Source organism: Synechococcus sp. CBW1004 (assembly GCF_015840715.1).
Taxonomy (GTDB): Bacteria; Cyanobacteriota; Cyanobacteriia; order PCC-6307; family Cyanobiaceae; genus Cyanobium.
This window is the reverse complement of record NZ_CP060397.1, coordinates 985,057-1,001,340: the sequence shown is the minus strand read 5'-3', so window position 1 is coordinate 1,001,340 and position 16,284 is coordinate 985,057. Positions and strand designations below refer to the sequence as shown.

The window sequence follows — 16,284 nt, the reverse complement described above, 5'->3', positions numbered from 1 at the left end:
TCTTCTAAGCCAGGAATGGCTGATTACAGGCCATCCTATCATGAGATTCCTGTTGGAATCAACTGCGGGGCAGTGGGTCTGGGATTCTCAGCAGGCCCTAGGTAGGGGAGCTGTTTGCCGAGCAGGTATTCCAGCCGGGTCAGCGGGGTCACGGTGAGGTTCACCTGGGAGCCCAGTTCCTTCTCACGCACCACCGAGAGGCTGGTGAGCATCGCCGGGATCAGCATCAGCAGCAGCGGGATCACCGAGGGCACCATCGCCGTGATGCTGCGCAGATCGGGGTTGTAGAGAAAGCGGGTCTCCACGGGGATGGCCCCGGCGGGTACGGCGGACAGGCTCTCCCGGGGAAAGAGGCCCAGCGAACGCTGCTCCTTCAGCCACTGGCTGTGCAGACCTTCGAAGCTGCTGCGCGCCGTCTCCGCCCGCTGGGGCATGGCCCCATCGAGCCAGATGCCCAGGCTCACCGGATCGCCGCGTTTGACGGAGCGGGCGAAATGGGGCGGAATCTCCAGCGCCAGGCTCAGCCGGCCGCTGGCCAGACGGCGATCCAGCTCAGCGGGGGAGGTGATCGGGGCTTGCAGGCGGAAGTAGCGCGATGCGGCGATGCCGCTGATGTAATCGCGACTCAGGCTGCTCTGATCGCGATCGAGCACCGCGAAGGGCAGGTGTTCCACATCGAAGCTGATGCCGGTTCCCATCACCACCATCAGCACGACGCTGCCCACCAGGGCGAGAACGGCGCGCAGCGGATCGCGGCGCAGTTCCAGCACCTCCCGGCGGGCGGTCCAGCCCAGGCGCCGCACACGGAAGGGCGCGGGAGCCGGCTGTGTGGCGGCCGGCGGCCCCAGCCAGTCCACCGCCTCAGGTGGGATGGGCTGCGGAGCCACCTCGTCGAGGATGGCGATGAAGGCCTGCTCCAGCGTGCGGCAGCCGCGCTGAGCGATCAGCTCCTGCGGCGGGGCCGTCGTGAGCACCCGTCCGGCATGCATCAACGCCACGTGGTCACAGCGCGCCGCCTCCGCAATCGTGTGGGTCGACAGAAAGATCGTCACCCGCTCCTGGCGGGAGAGGCGGATCAGCTCGTTCCAGAAGGCATCGCGGGCGATCGGATCCACGCCGGCCGTCGGCTCATCGAGGATCAGCACCTCCGGCCGGTGGATCAGGGCCACGGCCAGGGAGAGCCGCTGGCGCAGGCCGAGCGGCAGGGCGTCCGGCAGCCGCTCGGCGACGGCCTCCAGGCCGAAGCGCCTTATCAGCGCATCCGTCCGGCGTTGCAGTTCCACCCCCGGAACACCGAACAGCTGGCCATGCAGCCGCAGGTTCTGCCGCACGGTCAGCTCCTGATAGAGCGAAAAGCTCTGGGCCATGTAGCCCACCCGGCGGCGGGTCGACAGATCCTGCGGCTGCACCGGCCTGGACAGCAGCAGGGCCGCACCGGCGGTCGGCGGCAGAAGGCCCGTGAGCATCTTCATGGTGGTGGTCTTGCCGCAGCCGTTGGAGCCGAGGAAGCCGAAGATCTCACCGCGACGGATCGCCAGATCCACCCCATCGACCGCCGTGAAGCCATCGAAACGGCGGGTCAGTCCGCGGGCCTCGATCACCACCTCCGTGGCCTGGGCCAGGGGTTCGGGGAGGGTCACCGGCTGATGGCGGGCCCGCTGTTCCGCAGGCAGCAGCGCCACGAAGGCCTGCTCCAGGCTGGTCGTTCCCGTTTGTTGCAGCAGCTCCTCCGGCGAGCCAGCCGCCAGCAGACGTCCTGCGTCGAGCACCGCCAGCCGCTCGAAGCCGGCGGCTTCCTGGAGATCGGCACTGGCTGCCAGCACGGTGAGCTGGGGCCGCTCGCGCCGGATCGCGCCGATCAGCTGCCAGAACTGCCGCCTCGAGAGTGGGTCCACGCCACTGGTGGGTTCATCGAGCAGCAGCAGATCCGGGTCGTGAATTAGGGCGCAGCACAGGCCCAGCTTCTGTTTCATCCCCCCGGAGAGCTGGCCGGCGAGCCGCTGCGCGAAGGGAGCCAGCCCGACCGCGTCCAGCAGCGCCGCCCGCCGCCGCCGCAGGTCGTGGGGCGCCACACCGAACAGTCCCGCGAAGCCATCGATGCTTTCGCGCACCGTGAGGCTGGGGTAGAGGTTGCGGCCGAGGCCCTGGGGCAGATAGGCCAGGCGCGGGCTCACCCGCCGGCGCGCCGCCGGATCGGCCATGTCGGCGCCGAGCACCTGCAGCTGCCCCCCCTGCAGCCGCCGAGAGCCGGCGATCAGGGCCAGCAGGCTCGATTTGCCGACGCCATCGGGTCCGATCAACCCCAGGAAGCTGCCGGTCGGCACCTGCAGATCGATGGCGGCGAGGGCCGTGACGGTGCCATAGCGCAGCCGCAATCCGGTGGCCTGCAGGGCGAGGCTCATGGCGGGGGTGGCAGCTTCACCTGCAGCCGCCGGGGCCAGGGCACGGCAGGGTCCAGCCGCACCCAGGCGACGCCAGGCATGCCGATCTTGGCGCCCCGCTCGTAGCGCCGCACCAGAGCCGGTTCGACGCTGGCCTTGATCCGGAACATCAGCGTCTGTCGTTCGGAGCGGGTTTCCACGGTCTTGGGGGTGAACTGGGCCGCGCTCGCCACGTAGGTGACCCGTGCCGGGATCACCAGCTCGGGTGCCGCATCCAGGATCAGGCGCGCCTCACTGCCCAGCTGGAGGCGGCCGGCCTCACCGGCGGGCAGATAGAAGGTCATGAACACATCGCTGAGATCCAGCAGGTTGAGCACCTTGCCGCCGGTCGGCAGGGTCTCCCCCGGTTCGGCGATGCGGATCTGCACCCGCCCATCGGTGGGGGCGCGCAGGAGGGTTTCGTTCCGGTCGGCCTGAATCCGCTCGATGCGGGCCAGGGCGGAAGCCCTGGAGGCCTCGGCGGCCTGGAGCCCGGATCGGGCCGAGGCGATCACGGCTCCGGCGGATCGGGCGGCGTCGCGGGCCCTGGTCAACGAGGCCTGGGCGGTCAGTCGCCTGGCCTCATCGGCATCGAAGCTCTCCTGGGTGATGGCGCCGCTGGCCAGCAGCGAGCGGGAGCGCTGGAAACGGCGTTCCGCCAGGCGCAGCTCGGCCAGGCGCTCGTCAATGGTGCTGCGGGTCTCCCGCTCCTCACTCAGGCGCTGACGCAGCAGGCTGCGGGCACTGGCGATGGCGGCCTCGGCCTGGGCCAGCTCCGCCTGGGCCTGGTGCAGGTCGGCGGTCAGGGCGGCCGCGTCCATGCGGGCGACGATCTGACCGGCCCGCACCCGATCGCCTTCCCGCACGTCCACCTGCGCCAGGCGGCCGGCGGCGTGGGCGGCCACATCGACATCCATGGCCTCCAGGCGGCCGTTGCCGCTGGCGAAGGAGGGCGCACGGCGCTGCCCGAGTTGACGCACGGCCAGCCCTGCCACCAGGGACATGCCGGCCACGGCAGCGATCGTGAGCCAGATCCTCCGGGTCACGCCGCCTCATCACCGTGCCTGTTCTCCATCCTGAACGCTCTGGGAGCGGCCGAGGCTGCGGTGGCGGCCTGGCTCGTCAGCTCTCGAGCGAGAGGGTCATGTGCTTGTCCACCGATCCCGGCAGATTGCGCGACACCGGACAGAGCTTCATCTGTTCCTTGATGTACCCCATCGCCTCGGTATCGGCGCGGGCCCGCTCTTCGCTGGAGGCCCCGGGATCCAGCTGCATCAGGAAGTCTCCCGTCACCTGCTCCAGGGTCCAGTCGGCGCTGGTGATCACCGTGAACGATCCTTCCACCTGCCGCAGCGGGATGCTGCGCTCACGGGCATTGGCCACCAGATAGTGGTGCTGGCAGAGCAGCAGCGAGAGCAGATAGAGCCGGAAGCCGGGGGTGGTGAGGCTGGGCGTCTGGGGTTGCCACTCCCCCGACTCGGCCAGGAACTCCACCACCAGCGACCTGGTGGCGCGATCGGGGGCGTCATGGCTGCTGCGCAGCCGGAACTGGAAGGTGCGCTGGCTCATGGGGGGGCGACTGACAGTGGGGATGGTGACAACGGTGTGGCGCAGGTCTTCAGCCCGGGCGATGGCGGGAAGCGGGCTCCGGCAGCTGACGCGAGGCGCCCGTGGCCGGATCGCTCAGGACCTGGTGGCGCTTGATCGCCTCGGCGCCGGTGAGCAGGGCTGATCCGAGCAGCAGCGCCGCGAAGCCCTGGCGCAGCCGCCGGTCACTGAGGTGGGGCGCCAGCCGCTGACCCACCACGGCACCCAGAGCCCCTCCCAGCAGCAGGGGCAGCATCAGGGGGAGCTGGGAGGCGGGCCAGTGGCCGAGAGCGGCCAGGGCCACCAGGGCATTGACGGCGATCAGCAGCAGACTGGTCCCACTGGCCAGTGCCATCGGCAGGCCCGCCAGGAGCACCAGGGCCGGCACGATCGCGAAGCCGCCGCCCACTCCGGCGATGCCGGTGAGCAGGCCGACGAGGACGCCTTGACCGGCCAGCACCCAGGCCATGGCGCGGCCCCTGGCCGCTGTGGCCGTTGTCGGCTCAGCGTTGGCGCCGGGGCGATGGCGGGTGAGCAGCCAGGACGCCACCAGCGCCGCGGCGGCGAACACGGCCAGCTGCACGGGCTCGGGGATATAGCCCGCCTTCACCCAGCTGCCGCCGATCCAGCTGCCCGCCAGGGCCGGCAGACCCAGGATCAGGGCCGGGCGCGGCGCGAACTGGCCGCGGCTCACGTAGGGCCCCAGGTTCGCCAGGGCCAGCAGCATCACCACGAGCAGCGACAGCGGCACCGCCTCCCGGGTGGGCAGAGCAGCGCCGCTGACCAGCAGGGGCAGCAGCAGGATCGATCCGCCCGCCCCCAGCACCGAGAGCAGAAAGCCGATCAGGCCGCCACCGCCGGCGAGCAGGACAAGGGTGCCGAGGGCCATCAGAGGCTCACCTTGTTCCAGGGCATCAGCGCCAGCAGACGCGCCATGCCGCAGAAGCCGCTGACGCCGGCGAAGACCAGGCCGGCGCCGACGAACCAGGTGAGCAGGATCCAGGCCGGCGCCACCACGTTGCTGAGGATCAGACCGAGCAGCACCAGCGAACCGGCGGCGATCTGGACCTGGCGCATCAGCGGCAGCGGGGCGTTCTTCAACCTGCGCACCGGCAGTCCGGCCTGCTGCCACGCGGGGAGGCCACCCTCGAGATCGGAGAGGGGATGGGGATGGCCCTGCTGGAGCAGCTGGGCCAGGGCCCTGGCGCTGCGGTTGCCGCTGTGGCAGACGAGCACCAGCGGGCCGCGCGGCAGGTCGGCCTCGGTGATGCGCGAGAGCGGCACGTTGAGGCTGCCGGCGATGTGGCCACCGGCGTATTCCATCGGTTCGCGCACGTCGATCACCTTGACGCGCTGCTCGGCCAGCTGGTCGGCCAGGTCGCGGGCGCTGATGCGTTGCTGGGCGGAGGTGTGGGTCATGGCTGGAGTGGAAGGGATGAACGTCGGAGTGGGGATTGGATGAGCGGTGGACATGCAGCGGGCGACCGGGATGGGGCCCCACGGGACCCCTCCCCTCGGCTGCCTCAGCTCGCGGTGCCTGCGGTGACGGCCCCATCGAGCGGGTAGCCCTCATCGCTCCAGCGGCTGAGGCCGCCGCGCAGGTTGGCCACCCGGGCGCGGCCGGCCTTGAGCAGTTGCTGGGTGGCCAGGGCCGAGCGGCTGCCGGAATGGCACACCACCACCACCGGACGATCGGCCGGGATCGCGGCGGCGCGGGCCTCGAGCTCCGGCAGGGGGATCAGCAGGCTGCCGGCGACACGCCCATCCGGGCCGTCGAATTCCTCGCTGGAGCGCACATCCAGGATCGTGACCTGATCCCGGTGCTCCGCCACCCAGCTGGGGGGCAGCTCGGGCAGCCCCGCATAGCTGCGTTGCAGCGGTGCCCAGCCGGGGGCTGTGGGAACGGCCTCCCGGGGCTTGCCGGAGCGCATGTTGCCCGGCAGGGCCTCGGCGATCTTGTGGGGGTGGGGCAGCTTCATGTTCTGCATGTGGCCGACGAAGTCGCGCTCGGTCGCGGCGCCGCCGAGACGGGCGTTGAAGGCCTTCTCCTCCGCCACCGAGGTCACCGTGCGGCCGGTGTAGTCGTGGCCGGGGTAGAGCAGGCAGGAGTCGGGCAGGGTGAAGATCTGCTCGGTGATCGAGGCCCAGAGGGTGTGGGCGTTGCCCTGCTGGAAGTCGCAGCGGCCGCAGCCCCGCACCAGCAGCGCATCGCCGGTGAAGGCCATGCTCTGGTCATCGAGCACGAAGGTGATGCAGCCATCGGTGTGGCCGGGGGTGCTGCGCACCTGCAAGTGCCGGCTGCCGAACGTCACCCGATCGCCGTGCTGCAACGGTGTGGTCACGTTTTCGGCGCGGGCGGCGGCGGCCAGGCCGATGGCGCAGCCGGTGGCCTCGTGCATCAGCCAGCTGCCGGTGACGTGGTCGGCGTGGGCGTGGGTGTCGAGGCAGGCCACCAGGCGGATGCCCAGTTCCTGGATCAGCGACAGGTCGCGCTGATGGCGCTCGAACACCGAGTCGATCAGCAGCCCCTCGCCGGAGGCCACATCGGCCAGCAGATAGGTGAAGGTGCCGGTGTCGGCATCAAACAGCTGGCGGAACAGCAGGGAGCCGCCGCCCGCAGCCGCAGCCAGGGACACGGAGGAGGCCGGTGCAACGGTCATGACCGAACCAGAATCAACTGCTATGACCATAGCCGCATAAAGGGGATGGTTGCAATGCCCTGGCTCCTGGGGTCATGGGGTGCGTGCTGCGGGTTTCCGTCCGACGGCCTGAACCACCGCGCTTGTCCCGTGGTGATACGGCCCCTCGTGGATCTGGCGCTGCCGCTCCACCAGCACCAGCAGCTCCAGCCCTGTCAGTTCCCTGCGGATCTGCTCCGGCTCCACCAGCAGCTCGATCGAAGGGGGGCCGCCCGTGCCCAGGGCCAGCTGCCGCGGGCTGTAGGCCTCCAGGATCAGATGCCCGCCCGGCCGCAGGGCCGCGATGGCCTGGGCCAGCACCGAGGCGCGCAGGGGTGGCGGCAGATGCATCCAGATGGCCACCACCAGATCCGTGCTCTCGGGCCGCGGCCTGAACTCCTGCAGATCGCCGCAGCAGGTCTCGATGGAGACGCCCCGCTCCGCGGCCAGCCGCCGGGCCTTGGCCAGCCCCACGGCGCTGAGGTCCTGGACGGTCACCCGGTGTCCCAGTTCGGCCAGGTGGACGCCGTTGCGCCCCTCTCCCTCCGCCAGACAGAGGGCATCGCCCGGGGGCAGCAGTGCCGCCTGCTCCCGCAGGAAGTCGTTGGGCTGATCGCCGTAGGCGAAGTCGGTGTCGCCGTAGCGCGCATCCCAGAACTGAACCGGATCGGCGGGGGTCATCGCGTCCAGCAGGTGTGAAATCACACACAACACTAGTGTGATTGCAACGAAGTTTCTCGATTGCTGCCTGGATCACCTCTCCGATTGGCAGCTCCGATCAGTTTCTGGGGCAGAACCTGGCTCGGATGGACCGGCTGGATCGATGAACTGGCTCGACAACACGCTGGTGCTCTCGCGCCTGCAGTTCGCCCTGACGGCGATCTTCCACATGCTCTGGCCGGTGCTCTCCACCGGACTGGCCATCTTTCTGGTGGTGCTGGAGGGCTTCTGGCTGCGCACCCGTAACCCCCTCTATTACCGGCAGGCCCGCTTCTGGGCCAGGTTGTATGTGCTCAACTTCGGCATCGGTGTGGCCTCGGGGCTGCCGATGGAGTTTCAGTTCGGGTAAGCGTTCAGGGGTCGGGACACCCCAGTGCGTCAGTCAATCTCCGATCTCTCCTCTGAGAGGGGCCATCTGTTCCTTCCACGTGTGATCGCTGCCTCAGCGATCCGGCACCAGCGATGGCATCACGCCGCCGAGGCGATGGGCAATCCAGGCCTGCTCCAGGAATTGCCAGACATCGCGGCCCTGCTGCCGCAGGGTGGCGGTGACGGTGAGCAACCGGCTGCGGCAGATGGCGCCGCCGGAGGACTGGACGCCATGGCTGATCTTGCGGTGAATCACCGATTGCCGCAGTGCCCGCTCGGCAGCGTTGTTGGTGGGCTCGATCCCTGGCGTTTGCAGAAAAGTCCAGAGCGCCTGCTTGCGCTGCAGCAACTGGCGACAGGTTCGCACCGTCTGGGCCCAGGGCGTTTGCTCGCCCCGCTCACAGCCCAGATCCACCACCCGCTGCAGCGTGGCCTCGAACGCCAAGCGGAGGGGGTGGCATCGATGCAGGAGCTGGGGCCGGTCGATCGCTCCGCTCTTCCACTGGTGCCAGTGAGCGAACAGATGCTGCTGCAGAGCCAGCATCTGGGCTCCGATCTCCCTGCTGGCGCCCTGGCGTTCAGCGATGGCCGCCAGATCCCGGATCAGGTGGGCCCAGCACAGCTGCCGCTGCTCCACGGGCAGGTGGTTGTAGGCCGAGAAGCGATCACTCACCACGATCCCTGCAAAGGTATGGCCCAGAAGCTCCATTGCCGCTGCACTTGAGCGGCTCAGGCCCTGCAGGAACACCGTAACCAGTGGTGTGACCATGACCCACTGCCAGCCGCGCCTGCCAGCAGGATTACAACCGTCGGCGTTGCCGGTGGGGGCGCCGGTTTCATCCACGTAGGCCACCGGCTGCTGCCGGGCCACCTCCAGGGCTTCCTCCACCGCCTGCTGCAGGGCTGCGCTCAGACGTGCCCGGATGGTGGCGATAGCGCCGCGGCTGATTTCCACACCCAGCAGCTGATCCAGCAGCGCCTGGGTTCGGCCGAAACTCAGGGGAAAGGCGCTGCCCAGCAGTCCCACCAGGCCGCTCAGGCGTGGGCCGTAGCGGCTGGGCTCCACATCCGCCGGCAGCTCGGCGCAGGTGCTGGTGGAGCAGCAGGGGCAGACCAGACGGTGCAGACGGTGTTCGATCACCACCGGTCTGATCGGTGGAATCTCGATCACCTGATGGCGCAGCGGCTCCGCATCCTCCCCCTGTAGGGACTCCTGAAAAAGATTCTCGGCCCATCGGCGCCGAATTCGTCCGTTTGCTTCGCGTTAATCAGGCCGGCAAGCGCCGTGACATCAAGTGGGCCAGATCTCAAAAGTCTGGCTTGCAGATGACCGCAGGAGCTCTGATCGCTGACCAGGCCATAAGAAAGCTGTAGATCCACCCAAAAAGAAGGGCAAAAAAGAGGCGCAGCAGCCTCAAGACCTTTTCCGCGCACATCACGACAAAGGCCATCGAGATGGAGGATTCGGCACCAGCTGGTAGACGAACCATGATCAGATCCAGGGAATACTTGCGCTTTCCATATCCAAAGACGCCTTCCACTTCATTGCGTCGAGCTTGATCAGATCGGAGCTGCTGCTTGTGTGCAGTGGTGACATCAGGATCCTTGGGCGGGCGGCCCAATCGCTTGCCGGAGAGGCGAATACCGTTCCTCATGCAGAAATGCCTATTCTTGGCCGTGATATAAATCCGGTCGGCGCAGATGCGCTCTGGGTAAGATCCTGTATCCAGCTTGTATTTTTCCGCCTGAGCGATCAGGTCTTCTCCTTCGTTGTAGGGGTTCCAGCTGATGCGGTGCAAGAACGGAAAGCCGTTTTGAACCGAAACACTGATTTTGGCACCAAACTCCACCGCAGCACGTGCTTTGCCTCGCACCATTGGGCGGATATGGGTCTGCACAAGATTCACCAGGCGGTCTGGAATGCTGTTGGTCTGAGAGGCGAGCAGAAGGCCCTGCTGCCGCTCCAACTCGCTGCAGGCCAACAACTTCTGCCACCAATGCCTCTTGAGCTCAGAAAGCGTTGCCCCACAGCCGATCAGAGCATCAATGGCTTTGAGATTCTGCCGCACATATCCAAGCTGATGTTTAATGGCAGCCTTCACTTTTCGGCGGCGTGGCCGTTTTTGCTTCGCCACTCTCAGGAAATGAGCACGAGCAAGGCCACGGTCGTAGCGAGGTCGATGTCTCCTGAATCCCGATGACTGACTGCACAGATCATCAATGACTCGCTCGGTCGTTGTGCGAGCCTCGCTGAGGAGCCTGAGGTCTCTGGGATAGGTAATGTCGGCAGGAGTGCAACTATCATCAATCGTGAAAGTGCCCCAATTCTTTCCTTCTGGCCAGTCAGCAGGCTTGATCAACGCATCAAGTTCCAGCTGAGCGCCTCCTCCTCTGGAATCAGGATCATCATGGTCGTCATCGTCTGCTACCTGAGCAAGTGCTTCCAGAAGGATCTCTTTGCCGCGCTGCACCACCAGCTCATTGATACGGCGCAGATCCTCGTCAGAAAAGCGTTTGCGAAAATGCACCATCATCGAGGCATCAAACGGTGCCTTGGCTGTGTAACCCGCAAAGCCGAGAAAGAACTGCATATAGGCGTTCTCTCTGATCTGATGGACAGTCTCTTCGTCGGTTAACCCCAACTTCTGTTTGATGTAGAGAGCACCAAAGGCCATCCGCACTGATTTGGCTGGAGCGCCAATTGTGGCGTTGAATTGAGGGGCATAGGCTTGTTCCAGCTCATCCCATGGCATCAGCCCCTCCAGTTGAACCCAGCGATTCTCGGGATCAAGTGTGCCGCCAAATGGCAGGTGGAACTCCTTGATTGAGATCTGACCGTTATTGTGCCTCCGGTACATCTGGAGTGATCAGGAGTAAAGGCAATCACGGATTGCCTGGTTCACGGCCATTTTAGCGGCTTCTCATGCTTGAGACCAGCCGCGGCGCAATGGATCTGGATTTTTCAGGAGTCCCCCTGTAGCAGGGTGCCGCAGCGGCGGCAGGCGTCCGGGTGGTGCTCGAGCACCTCATCCACACGCGCGATCGGCAGCAGCTCCGGCCCTGCTCCCGGGTGCCCCTGCTGACCACCCCGCTTGCGACCAGTGCCTTTGCAGCGGGTGGGCGGCTTAAAACCCGTGCCGTCACTGGAGGGCGGCTTGGAGGAGTTGCGGGAGTTGCGGCCGATCCGCTCGCGCAGGCTGGCCAGTTCCGTCGCCAGGTCGGTGAGCTGCGCTCGGAGCTGGTCGTTCTCCTGCTGTTGTCTCTGGAGCTGTGCAAGAACCTCAAGGAAGCCAGCCCTCACGCCCACCGGAGTGGAAGCCCAGTCCGCTTCTGAAATCCCGGCCGGAGGGGTGGTCATCGCAGGAAGTCTATGCCTGAGATGCAACCGGGATTCAAGCCGACGTCAAGGGTTCAGTCGTATCGATGTTCGCGATGAGCTGTCCCGCCCCCCTGAATGGGTACCAGTTCGGCACCAACTGGGCGCCCCTGTCCGAATTCGTGGGCGATTTCTTCGGTTCCGTGCTCGGCTTCGAGGGCGCCATGGCCTTCATGCTCGAAGCAGGCTTCCTGGGGATCATGCTGTTCGGCTGGAACCGGGTGCCGCCGGCCATCCATTTTCTCGCCACCGTGATGGTGGCCTTCGGCGCCAACCTCTCGGTGTTCTGGATCCTCAGCGCCAATTCCTGGTTGCAGACGCCGGCCGGTGGCAGCTTCTCCGAGGGCCATTTCCATGTCCAGAACTATTTCGCCGCCATCAACAATCCGTTCATGGTGCGCAGCGTGCTGCACATGAGCCTCGCCACCGTGGAGACCAGCATGCTGGTGGTGGCCGCAGTCAGTTGCTGGTGGCTGCTCCGCCGGCAGGCGGAGGCGGCCATGCGTGCCTTCTTTGCGTTCTCGCTCAAGCTGGCGCTGGTGATCCTGCTGGTGGTGGCACCGCTGCAGGTGTTGGCGGGCCATGAGAGCGCCCTGCAGGTGGCTGAGCATCAGCCCACCAAGCTGGCGGCGATCGAGGGGATCTGGAGCAACGAACCCGCGGGCAGCTCTCCGGCCTGGACGGTGCTGGCGGCCCCGGATGAAGCCGCCGGCAGGAACCGCTGGAGCCTCGCGGTGCCGGGTGGTTTCAGCTGGATTCTGGAGGGACGCTCCAGCCTCAGCCATGAGGTGCGCGGCCTCAACAGCTGGCCGGCCGATCAGCGGCCCCGCATGGTCGGGCTGCTGTTCTATTCCTTCCGGCTGATGGCCGGCATCGGCATCGCCATCACCCTGTTGATGGCGCTCACCGTGCTGCTCTGGTGGAGCCGTGGTCTGTCGGCGGAGACCATGCTCGCGCTGCCCTGGCTGGGCTGGGCCTGGATCCTCTCGGCCCCTGCGGGCTATCTGGCGATCGAGGCGGGCTGGGTGGTGCGCTGCGTGGGCCGCCAGCCCTGGACCGTGTACGGCCAGCTGCGCACATCCGACGCCGCGTCGCAGCTGCCGGCCGCGGAGGTGCTGGCCAGCCTGAGCACCTTCGCGGTGCTCTATGCGGTGCTGCTCGGCTGTGCCCTCTGGTTTGGCTCGCGCATCATCCGCCGCGGACCTGACCTCAGCCTGATGCCTCCGGCGGAGCCAGGCCATGCAGCCGGGGCTGCCACCAACACCGCTCTTCCCTGATCCGTCGTCATGGACTTCCTTGACATCTTCATGCCAGCGGTCTGGTTCGTGATCCTGGCTCTGTTTCTGTTGCTCTATGTCATCCTCGATGGCTTTGATCTGGGTGTCGGGATTCTGTCGCTCACCTCACCGACGGAAACCCAGCGCTCCATCCTGATGACGTCGCTGGGCAATGTCTGGGATGCCAATGAAACCTGGCTGGTGTTGATGGGCGGTGCCCTGTTCGGCGCTTTTCCCCTGGCTTACGGCACCATCCTCAAGGCGCTGTATGGCCCGATCTATCTGATGATCCTGGGCCTGATCCTGCGGGCCGTGGCGTTTGAGTTCCGCGAAAATGCCGAGCGCAAGCGTCCCTGGAATCTGATGTTCGGCCTGGGCAGCGTGCTTGCTGCCGCCGCGCAGGGGGTCTGTCTGGGTACCGTGCTGGCCGGGATTCCCACCGACAGCCAGGGGCACTTCACCGGCAGCCCCTGGATCTGGTGCAACTGGAGCAGCCTGCTGGTGGCTCTCACCTTGATCCAGGGCTATGTGCTGATCGGCTCCACCTACCTGATCCTCAAAACCACCGGCGAGCTGCAGCGCCTGCACCGCCGCACCGCCCGCCTCGCGGCCGCCACCACCCTGGCGGGTGCCCTGCTGATCACCCTGGCGACCCCCTTCGTGTCGAGCACCCTGAAGGAGCGGATCTTTGACCCCCAGTTCCTGCCGGTGTTCGTGGTGCTTCCCCTGGCTGGCATCGCCCTGATCGTGCAGCTGTTTCGCAGCCTGTCCCTCGAGCAGGAGGTGTGGCCGTTGGTCTATACGGTCCTGTTGTTCATTCTGAGCTTTGCAGGGCTTGGACTGATGGTCTTTCCCGCCATCATTCCTCCCTCCGTCACCATTTTCGAGGCTCACGCCTCGGTCAGTTCACTGGTGTTCATGCTCACGTTCATCGGTGTACTGATCCCGATCATGCTCTTCTACAATATCTATAACTATGTGGCTTTCAGTGGCAAGGTGCCGCACCCTGCCGAGGCTGAGTAGGCGCCCGGCGTGCTTCCGGATGTCCGCTGCTGGTTCGTACGGGGGCTCTCAGAACGGCTGGACACCGGACCCCGTCAGTCAGGTCGGGCGTCGAGAATCCTGCAATTCCTGTCTGCCTGAAGATCCCATTCCCGACCCCCTTTTCTTGCATCAATGTCGTAGTTCGATCCTCGGGCATCCATCTCCAGGATGAGATAGCCCTCTCTCTCCACTGCCTTGGCACAATCGCCGAATGTGGGGCGGGCCATGGCGGGCAGGTCTGCACTGCTCATGACCAGGAGTTCAAGACCAACAAGGCCGAACATGCGAGTCAGTCCCGACCGCTTCCTCATGATTGGTCCTGGCACAATTCTCCCATCACCATAGTGCCGGTGATCGGCGGGTTGTCGGATGCGTGGCACGGGTGGCCTCCCTGTCAGCAGGTTACTGCCTGGCCGCTGGTCTCCTCTGTGACGGAGGCTCGCGGTAATCGAGTCTGAGCAGATGCACCAGCGGTGCGAGAGGCTTGAGGTACCGGCTCTCGTGGGGCAGTCCTTTGATCATGCGATTCCAGTAGAGCCAGGGAAGCATCTTCGTTTTCATCAGCCACATGCTCCAGCGCTCCTTGGTGGGATCGACCAGGAAGGAGCAGATCGGCTTCTGGCTGTAATCGAATTCCGCCATCACCACATTGTTGTAACCGGTGATCAGAGGGCAGACCGTGTAGCCGTCGTAGTGGGAGCTGAGCTCCCGGCCCTCCAGGAAGGCGAGCACGTTGGCCGCCGTCACCGGCGCCTCGCCCCGCACGGCGCCCGCCGTTTTGGAGGTCGGCAGGCCGGCCACATCGCCCAGGGAGAACACATTGGCGTAGCGCGGGTGCTGCGTCGTGAATCGGTCGGCGGCGACCCAGCCGCCCGGCCCCTCGCCCGCGAGGGGACTGCTGGCCACCACATCGGGGGCACTCATCGGCGGCACCGCATGCAGCATCCCGAAGGGCAGCTCCTCGCGGTGCACATTGCCATCGGTCTCATGCACGTCGAACACCGCTTTCTGCTCGGGTCCGCGCACGGCCTTGAGCTCCCACCCGAAGCGCACGTCGATGCCCCGGCGCCGCACCACCTGCTGCAGGGTGCGGGCATAGGCGGACACGGCGAACAAGGTGCGGAGCGGCGTGCAGAAGATCACGCGGCTGTTGACGCCCACCCCGCTCCTTGCCTTGAAGGCGTCATCGGCCATGTACATCACCTTCTGGGGCGCACCGCCGCATTTCACCGGGGTGGCCGGCATGGTGAACACCGCATTGCCCCCCTTGAAATCCCTGATGCTCTGCCAGGTGTAGGGAGCGAAATCCCTGCTGTAGGTGCTGCAGACGCCATGGCTGCCGAGGGCTTCGCGGAGGCCTTCGATCTGCTCCCAGCGGCACTGCAGGCCGGTGGCCACGATGAGAACGTCGTAGCGGATGGTGTCACCCGTGCTGGTGGCCACGCTGTTGTGGTCGGGGTCGAATCCCGTCGCTGCTGCCTGGATCCAGGTGACGCCTCCGGGAATCAGGGAGGCTTCGCTGCGGCGGGTCTGCTCGATCCGCATCACCCCGCCGCCCACCAGAGTCCAGCCGGGCTGGTAGTCGTGGTCGGCTGAGGGCTCCAGGATCGCCACATCCAGCTGGGGCCGCTGACGCCTGAGCAGGCTGGCGGTGGTGATGCTTGCGGCACCGCCCCCCACGATCAGCACCCTGTGGTGTCGGGTCTCCATGGCTGCTGCTCTGAGGCCTGTCCTTTCTGTAGCGGGGGATTGCGTCACTGGAGGAGGCACATCCTGATTGTCTTCATGCGTTGCCAGGCATGACGCGCGACCATGGCCAGAGGTTGGATGCCGGCGATGCCACCTCTTCATCAGAAGCTCCGTCGTGAAAGCGGTCTTCTCGTCGGACGCCCTCGCTCCGTCTGGCGTCATTGGCGTGATCCCTACCATTTCGCCCTGGCCATCCCCTGGCCGGCCTTTCTGGTCCTGATCGCCACCCTCTACCTGGCGATCAATCTGCTGTTCGCCGGCCTCTTCCGGCTTGATCCCACCGGCATCGGTGGCACGGCGCAGCCGAGGGCCAGCTTCGCTGAGGCCTTCTTCTTCAGCGTGCAGACCCTGGGTTCGATCGGCTATGGCGTCCTGCATCCGCGTGGGCTCTACGCCAACGTGCTGGTGTCGATCGAGGCGCTCAGCGGACTGCTGTTCGTCGCCATCACCACGGGGCTGGTGTTCGCGCGCTTCGCCCGCAGCAATGCCCGCATCCGCTTCTCTCAGGTGGCGGTGGTGCACCTCTACAACGGCGTGCCCACCCTCTGTTTCCGGCTGGCCAATGAGCGGGGCAACATCCTGCGCGATGCGAGGCTGCAGGCCTTTCTGGCTGTTGACGAGATCAGCCGGGAGGGGCATCGGCTGCGGCGGTTGAAACCGCTTGTGCTGGAGCGCGACCGGGGCGTGGCCTTTCTGCTGGTGTGGACGGCCATGCATCGCCTCGATGCCTCCAGCCCTTTGTATGGCCTGCGTCCAGAGGAGCTGGCGCGTCTGCATGCCGAAGTGGTGGTGGCCTTCAGCGGCATGGATCAGACGATCGAGCGACCGGTGCATGCCCAGGCCCACTGGCCCCTGGAGCGCCTGCGCTTCGGCTACTGCTTCGCCGACATGATTGATGAGGCTCCTGAAGGTGGGCGTGATGGAGGTCCGCGCCGCATTGACTGGTCTGCCTTTGATCGGATTCGTCCCTGCCCCCTCGTCACCACGGTGGCGGAACCGACGCCCTGAGGCTGGATTGCATGCAGCGATGACGGTGTCCCGAATCAGCGAGGGACGGTCTTTCC

15 protein-coding genes and 1 pseudogene are annotated in these 16,284 nt (G+C 66.3%); 4 read left to right on the top strand and 12 right to left on the bottom strand.

The window, feature by feature from the left end; all coding sequences use genetic code 11:
- Window positions 1–38 precede the first annotated feature (38 nt).
- From rbbA to H8F25_RS04840, 7 genes are all read right to left on the bottom strand, one after another.
- Entirely contained in the window at window positions 39–2,402 is a 2,364-nt protein-coding gene (gene rbbA, locus H8F25_RS04870; RefSeq protein WP_197212246.1) for a ribosome-associated ATPase/putative transporter RbbA, read from the bottom strand.
- The gene (locus H8F25_RS04865; RefSeq protein WP_197212245.1) at window positions 2,399–3,466 is read right to left on the bottom strand and encodes an HlyD family secretion protein; all 1,068 of its coding nucleotides are present in this window, start codon (window positions 3,464–3,466) and stop codon (window positions 2,399–2,401) included. Before H8F25_RS04865 ends, rbbA begins: the two co-directional genes overlap by 4 nt.
- A 76-nt stretch (window positions 3,467–3,542) precedes the next feature.
- Entirely contained in the window at window positions 3,543–3,989 is a 447-nt protein-coding gene (locus tag H8F25_RS04860; RefSeq protein ID WP_197212244.1) for a hypothetical protein, read from the bottom strand.
- Between the two features lie 49 nt (window positions 3,990–4,038).
- A complete protein-coding gene (locus H8F25_RS04855; RefSeq protein ID WP_197212243.1) occupies window positions 4,039–4,896 on the bottom strand; it encodes a sulfite exporter TauE/SafE family protein in 858 nt (285 codons plus the stop codon).
- Complete coding sequence (locus H8F25_RS04850) at window positions 4,896–5,426, bottom strand: rhodanese-like domain-containing protein (protein ID WP_197212242.1); 531 nt, start codon at window positions 5,424–5,426, stop codon at window positions 4,896–4,898. The genes H8F25_RS04855 and H8F25_RS04850 overlap by 1 nt, the downstream gene beginning before the upstream one ends.
- 104 nt (window positions 5,427–5,530) lie before the next feature.
- Window positions 5,531–6,667 carry a rhodanese-like domain-containing protein gene (locus H8F25_RS04845; protein WP_197212241.1) on the bottom strand — a complete coding sequence of 379 codons (1,137 nt, stop codon included), beginning with the start codon at window positions 6,665–6,667 and terminating at the stop codon, window positions 5,531–5,533.
- Window positions 6,668–6,739: 72 nt separating this feature from the next.
- Window positions 6,740–7,366, bottom strand: a complete 627-nt coding sequence (locus H8F25_RS04840; RefSeq protein WP_197212240.1) for a bifunctional 2-polyprenyl-6-hydroxyphenol methylase/3-demethylubiquinol 3-O-methyltransferase UbiG — start codon at window positions 7,364–7,366, stop codon at window positions 6,740–6,742.
- Window positions 7,367–7,508: 142 nt separating this feature from the next.
- Here H8F25_RS04840 and H8F25_RS04835 point away from each other — a divergent pair.
- Window positions 7,509–7,751 (top strand): annotated as a pseudogene (locus H8F25_RS04835) (cytochrome ubiquinol oxidase subunit I); the annotation flags it as partial.
- Between the two features lie 96 nt (window positions 7,752–7,847).
- Here H8F25_RS04835 and H8F25_RS04830 read toward each other — a convergent pair.
- From H8F25_RS04830 to H8F25_RS04820, 3 genes are all read right to left on the bottom strand, one after another.
- A complete protein-coding gene (locus tag H8F25_RS04830) occupies window positions 7,848–8,945 on the bottom strand; it encodes an IS66 family transposase (RefSeq protein ID WP_197212239.1) in 1,098 nt (365 codons plus the stop codon).
- 136 nt (window positions 8,946–9,081) lie between these two features.
- Entirely contained in the window at window positions 9,082–10,632 is a 1,551-nt protein-coding gene (locus H8F25_RS04825; RefSeq protein ID WP_197212238.1) for an IS5 family transposase, read from the bottom strand.
- Between the two features lie 104 nt (window positions 10,633–10,736).
- A complete protein-coding gene (locus tag H8F25_RS04820) occupies window positions 10,737–11,132 on the bottom strand; it encodes a DUF6444 domain-containing protein (RefSeq protein WP_197212237.1) in 396 nt (131 codons plus the stop codon).
- A gap of 74 nt (window positions 11,133–11,206) precedes the next feature.
- Here H8F25_RS04820 and H8F25_RS04815 point away from each other — a divergent pair, with 74 nt between their 5' ends.
- Both H8F25_RS04815 and cydB read left to right on the top strand, forming a co-directional pair.
- A complete protein-coding gene (locus tag H8F25_RS04815; RefSeq protein WP_231597111.1) occupies window positions 11,207–12,427 on the top strand; it encodes a cytochrome ubiquinol oxidase subunit I in 1,221 nt (406 codons plus the stop codon).
- A gap of 9 nt (window positions 12,428–12,436) precedes the next feature.
- Complete coding sequence (gene cydB / locus H8F25_RS04810) at window positions 12,437–13,450, top strand: cytochrome d ubiquinol oxidase subunit II (RefSeq protein WP_197212235.1); 1,014 nt, start codon at window positions 12,437–12,439, stop codon at window positions 13,448–13,450.
- A 74-nt stretch (window positions 13,451–13,524) separates the two neighbouring features.
- Here the strand turns inward: cydB and H8F25_RS04805 are convergent, their stop codons facing one another.
- Together H8F25_RS04805 and H8F25_RS04800 are read right to left on the bottom strand one after the other, a co-directional pair.
- Window positions 13,525–13,755: a hypothetical protein gene (locus tag H8F25_RS04805; RefSeq protein WP_197212234.1), complete on the bottom strand. Its 231-nt coding sequence runs from the start codon at window positions 13,753–13,755 to the stop codon at window positions 13,525–13,527.
- 118 nt (window positions 13,756–13,873) lie between these two features.
- A complete protein-coding gene (locus H8F25_RS04800; RefSeq protein ID WP_197212233.1) occupies window positions 13,874–15,181 on the bottom strand; it encodes an FAD/NAD(P)-binding oxidoreductase in 1,308 nt (435 codons plus the stop codon).
- A gap of 126 nt (window positions 15,182–15,307) precedes the next feature.
- Between H8F25_RS04800 and H8F25_RS04795 the strand changes: the two genes are divergently transcribed.
- A complete protein-coding gene (locus H8F25_RS04795; RefSeq protein ID WP_197212232.1) occupies window positions 15,308–16,228 on the top strand; it encodes an ion channel in 921 nt (306 codons plus the stop codon).
- Window positions 16,229–16,284 lie beyond the last annotated feature (56 nt).

Coding starts and splice junctions, on each gene's coding strand:
- rbbA (WP_197212246.1), bottom strand. CDS start 2,402: ATGAGCCTCGCCCTGCAGGCCACCGGATTGCGGCTGCGCTATGGCACC.
- H8F25_RS04860 (WP_197212244.1), bottom strand. CDS start 3,989: ATGAGCCAGCGCACCTTCCAGTTCCGGCTGCGCAGCAGCCATGACGCC.
- H8F25_RS04855 (WP_197212243.1), bottom strand. CDS start 4,896: ATGGCCCTCGGCACCCTTGTCCTGCTCGCCGGCGGTGGCGGCCTGATC.
- H8F25_RS04850 (WP_197212242.1), bottom strand. CDS start 5,426: ATGACCCACACCTCCGCCCAGCAACGCATCAGCGCCCGCGACCTGGCC.
- H8F25_RS04845 (WP_197212241.1), bottom strand. CDS start 6,667: ATGACCGTTGCACCGGCCTCCTCCGTGTCCCTGGCTGCGGCTGCGGGC.
- H8F25_RS04840 (WP_197212240.1), bottom strand. CDS start 7,366: ATGACCCCCGCCGATCCGGTTCAGTTCTGGGATGCGCGCTACGGCGAC.
- H8F25_RS04825 (WP_197212238.1), bottom strand. CDS start 10,632: ATGTACCGGAGGCACAATAACGGTCAGATCTCAATCAAGGAGTTCCAC.
- H8F25_RS04820 (WP_197212237.1), bottom strand. CDS start 11,132: ATGACCACCCCTCCGGCCGGGATTTCAGAAGCGGACTGGGCTTCCACT.
- H8F25_RS04815 (WP_231597111.1), top strand. CDS start 11,207: ATGAGCTGTCCCGCCCCCCTGAATGGGTACCAGTTCGGCACCAACTGG.
- cydB (WP_197212235.1), top strand. CDS start 12,437: ATGGACTTCCTTGACATCTTCATGCCAGCGGTCTGGTTCGTGATCCTG.
- H8F25_RS04805 (WP_197212234.1), bottom strand. CDS start 13,755: ATGTTCGGCCTTGTTGGTCTTGAACTCCTGGTCATGAGCAGTGCAGAC.
- H8F25_RS04800 (WP_197212233.1), bottom strand. CDS start 15,181: ATGGAGACCCGACACCACAGGGTGCTGATCGTGGGGGGCGGTGCCGCA.
- H8F25_RS04795 (WP_197212232.1), top strand. CDS start 15,308: ATGCCACCTCTTCATCAGAAGCTCCGTCGTGAAAGCGGTCTTCTCGTC.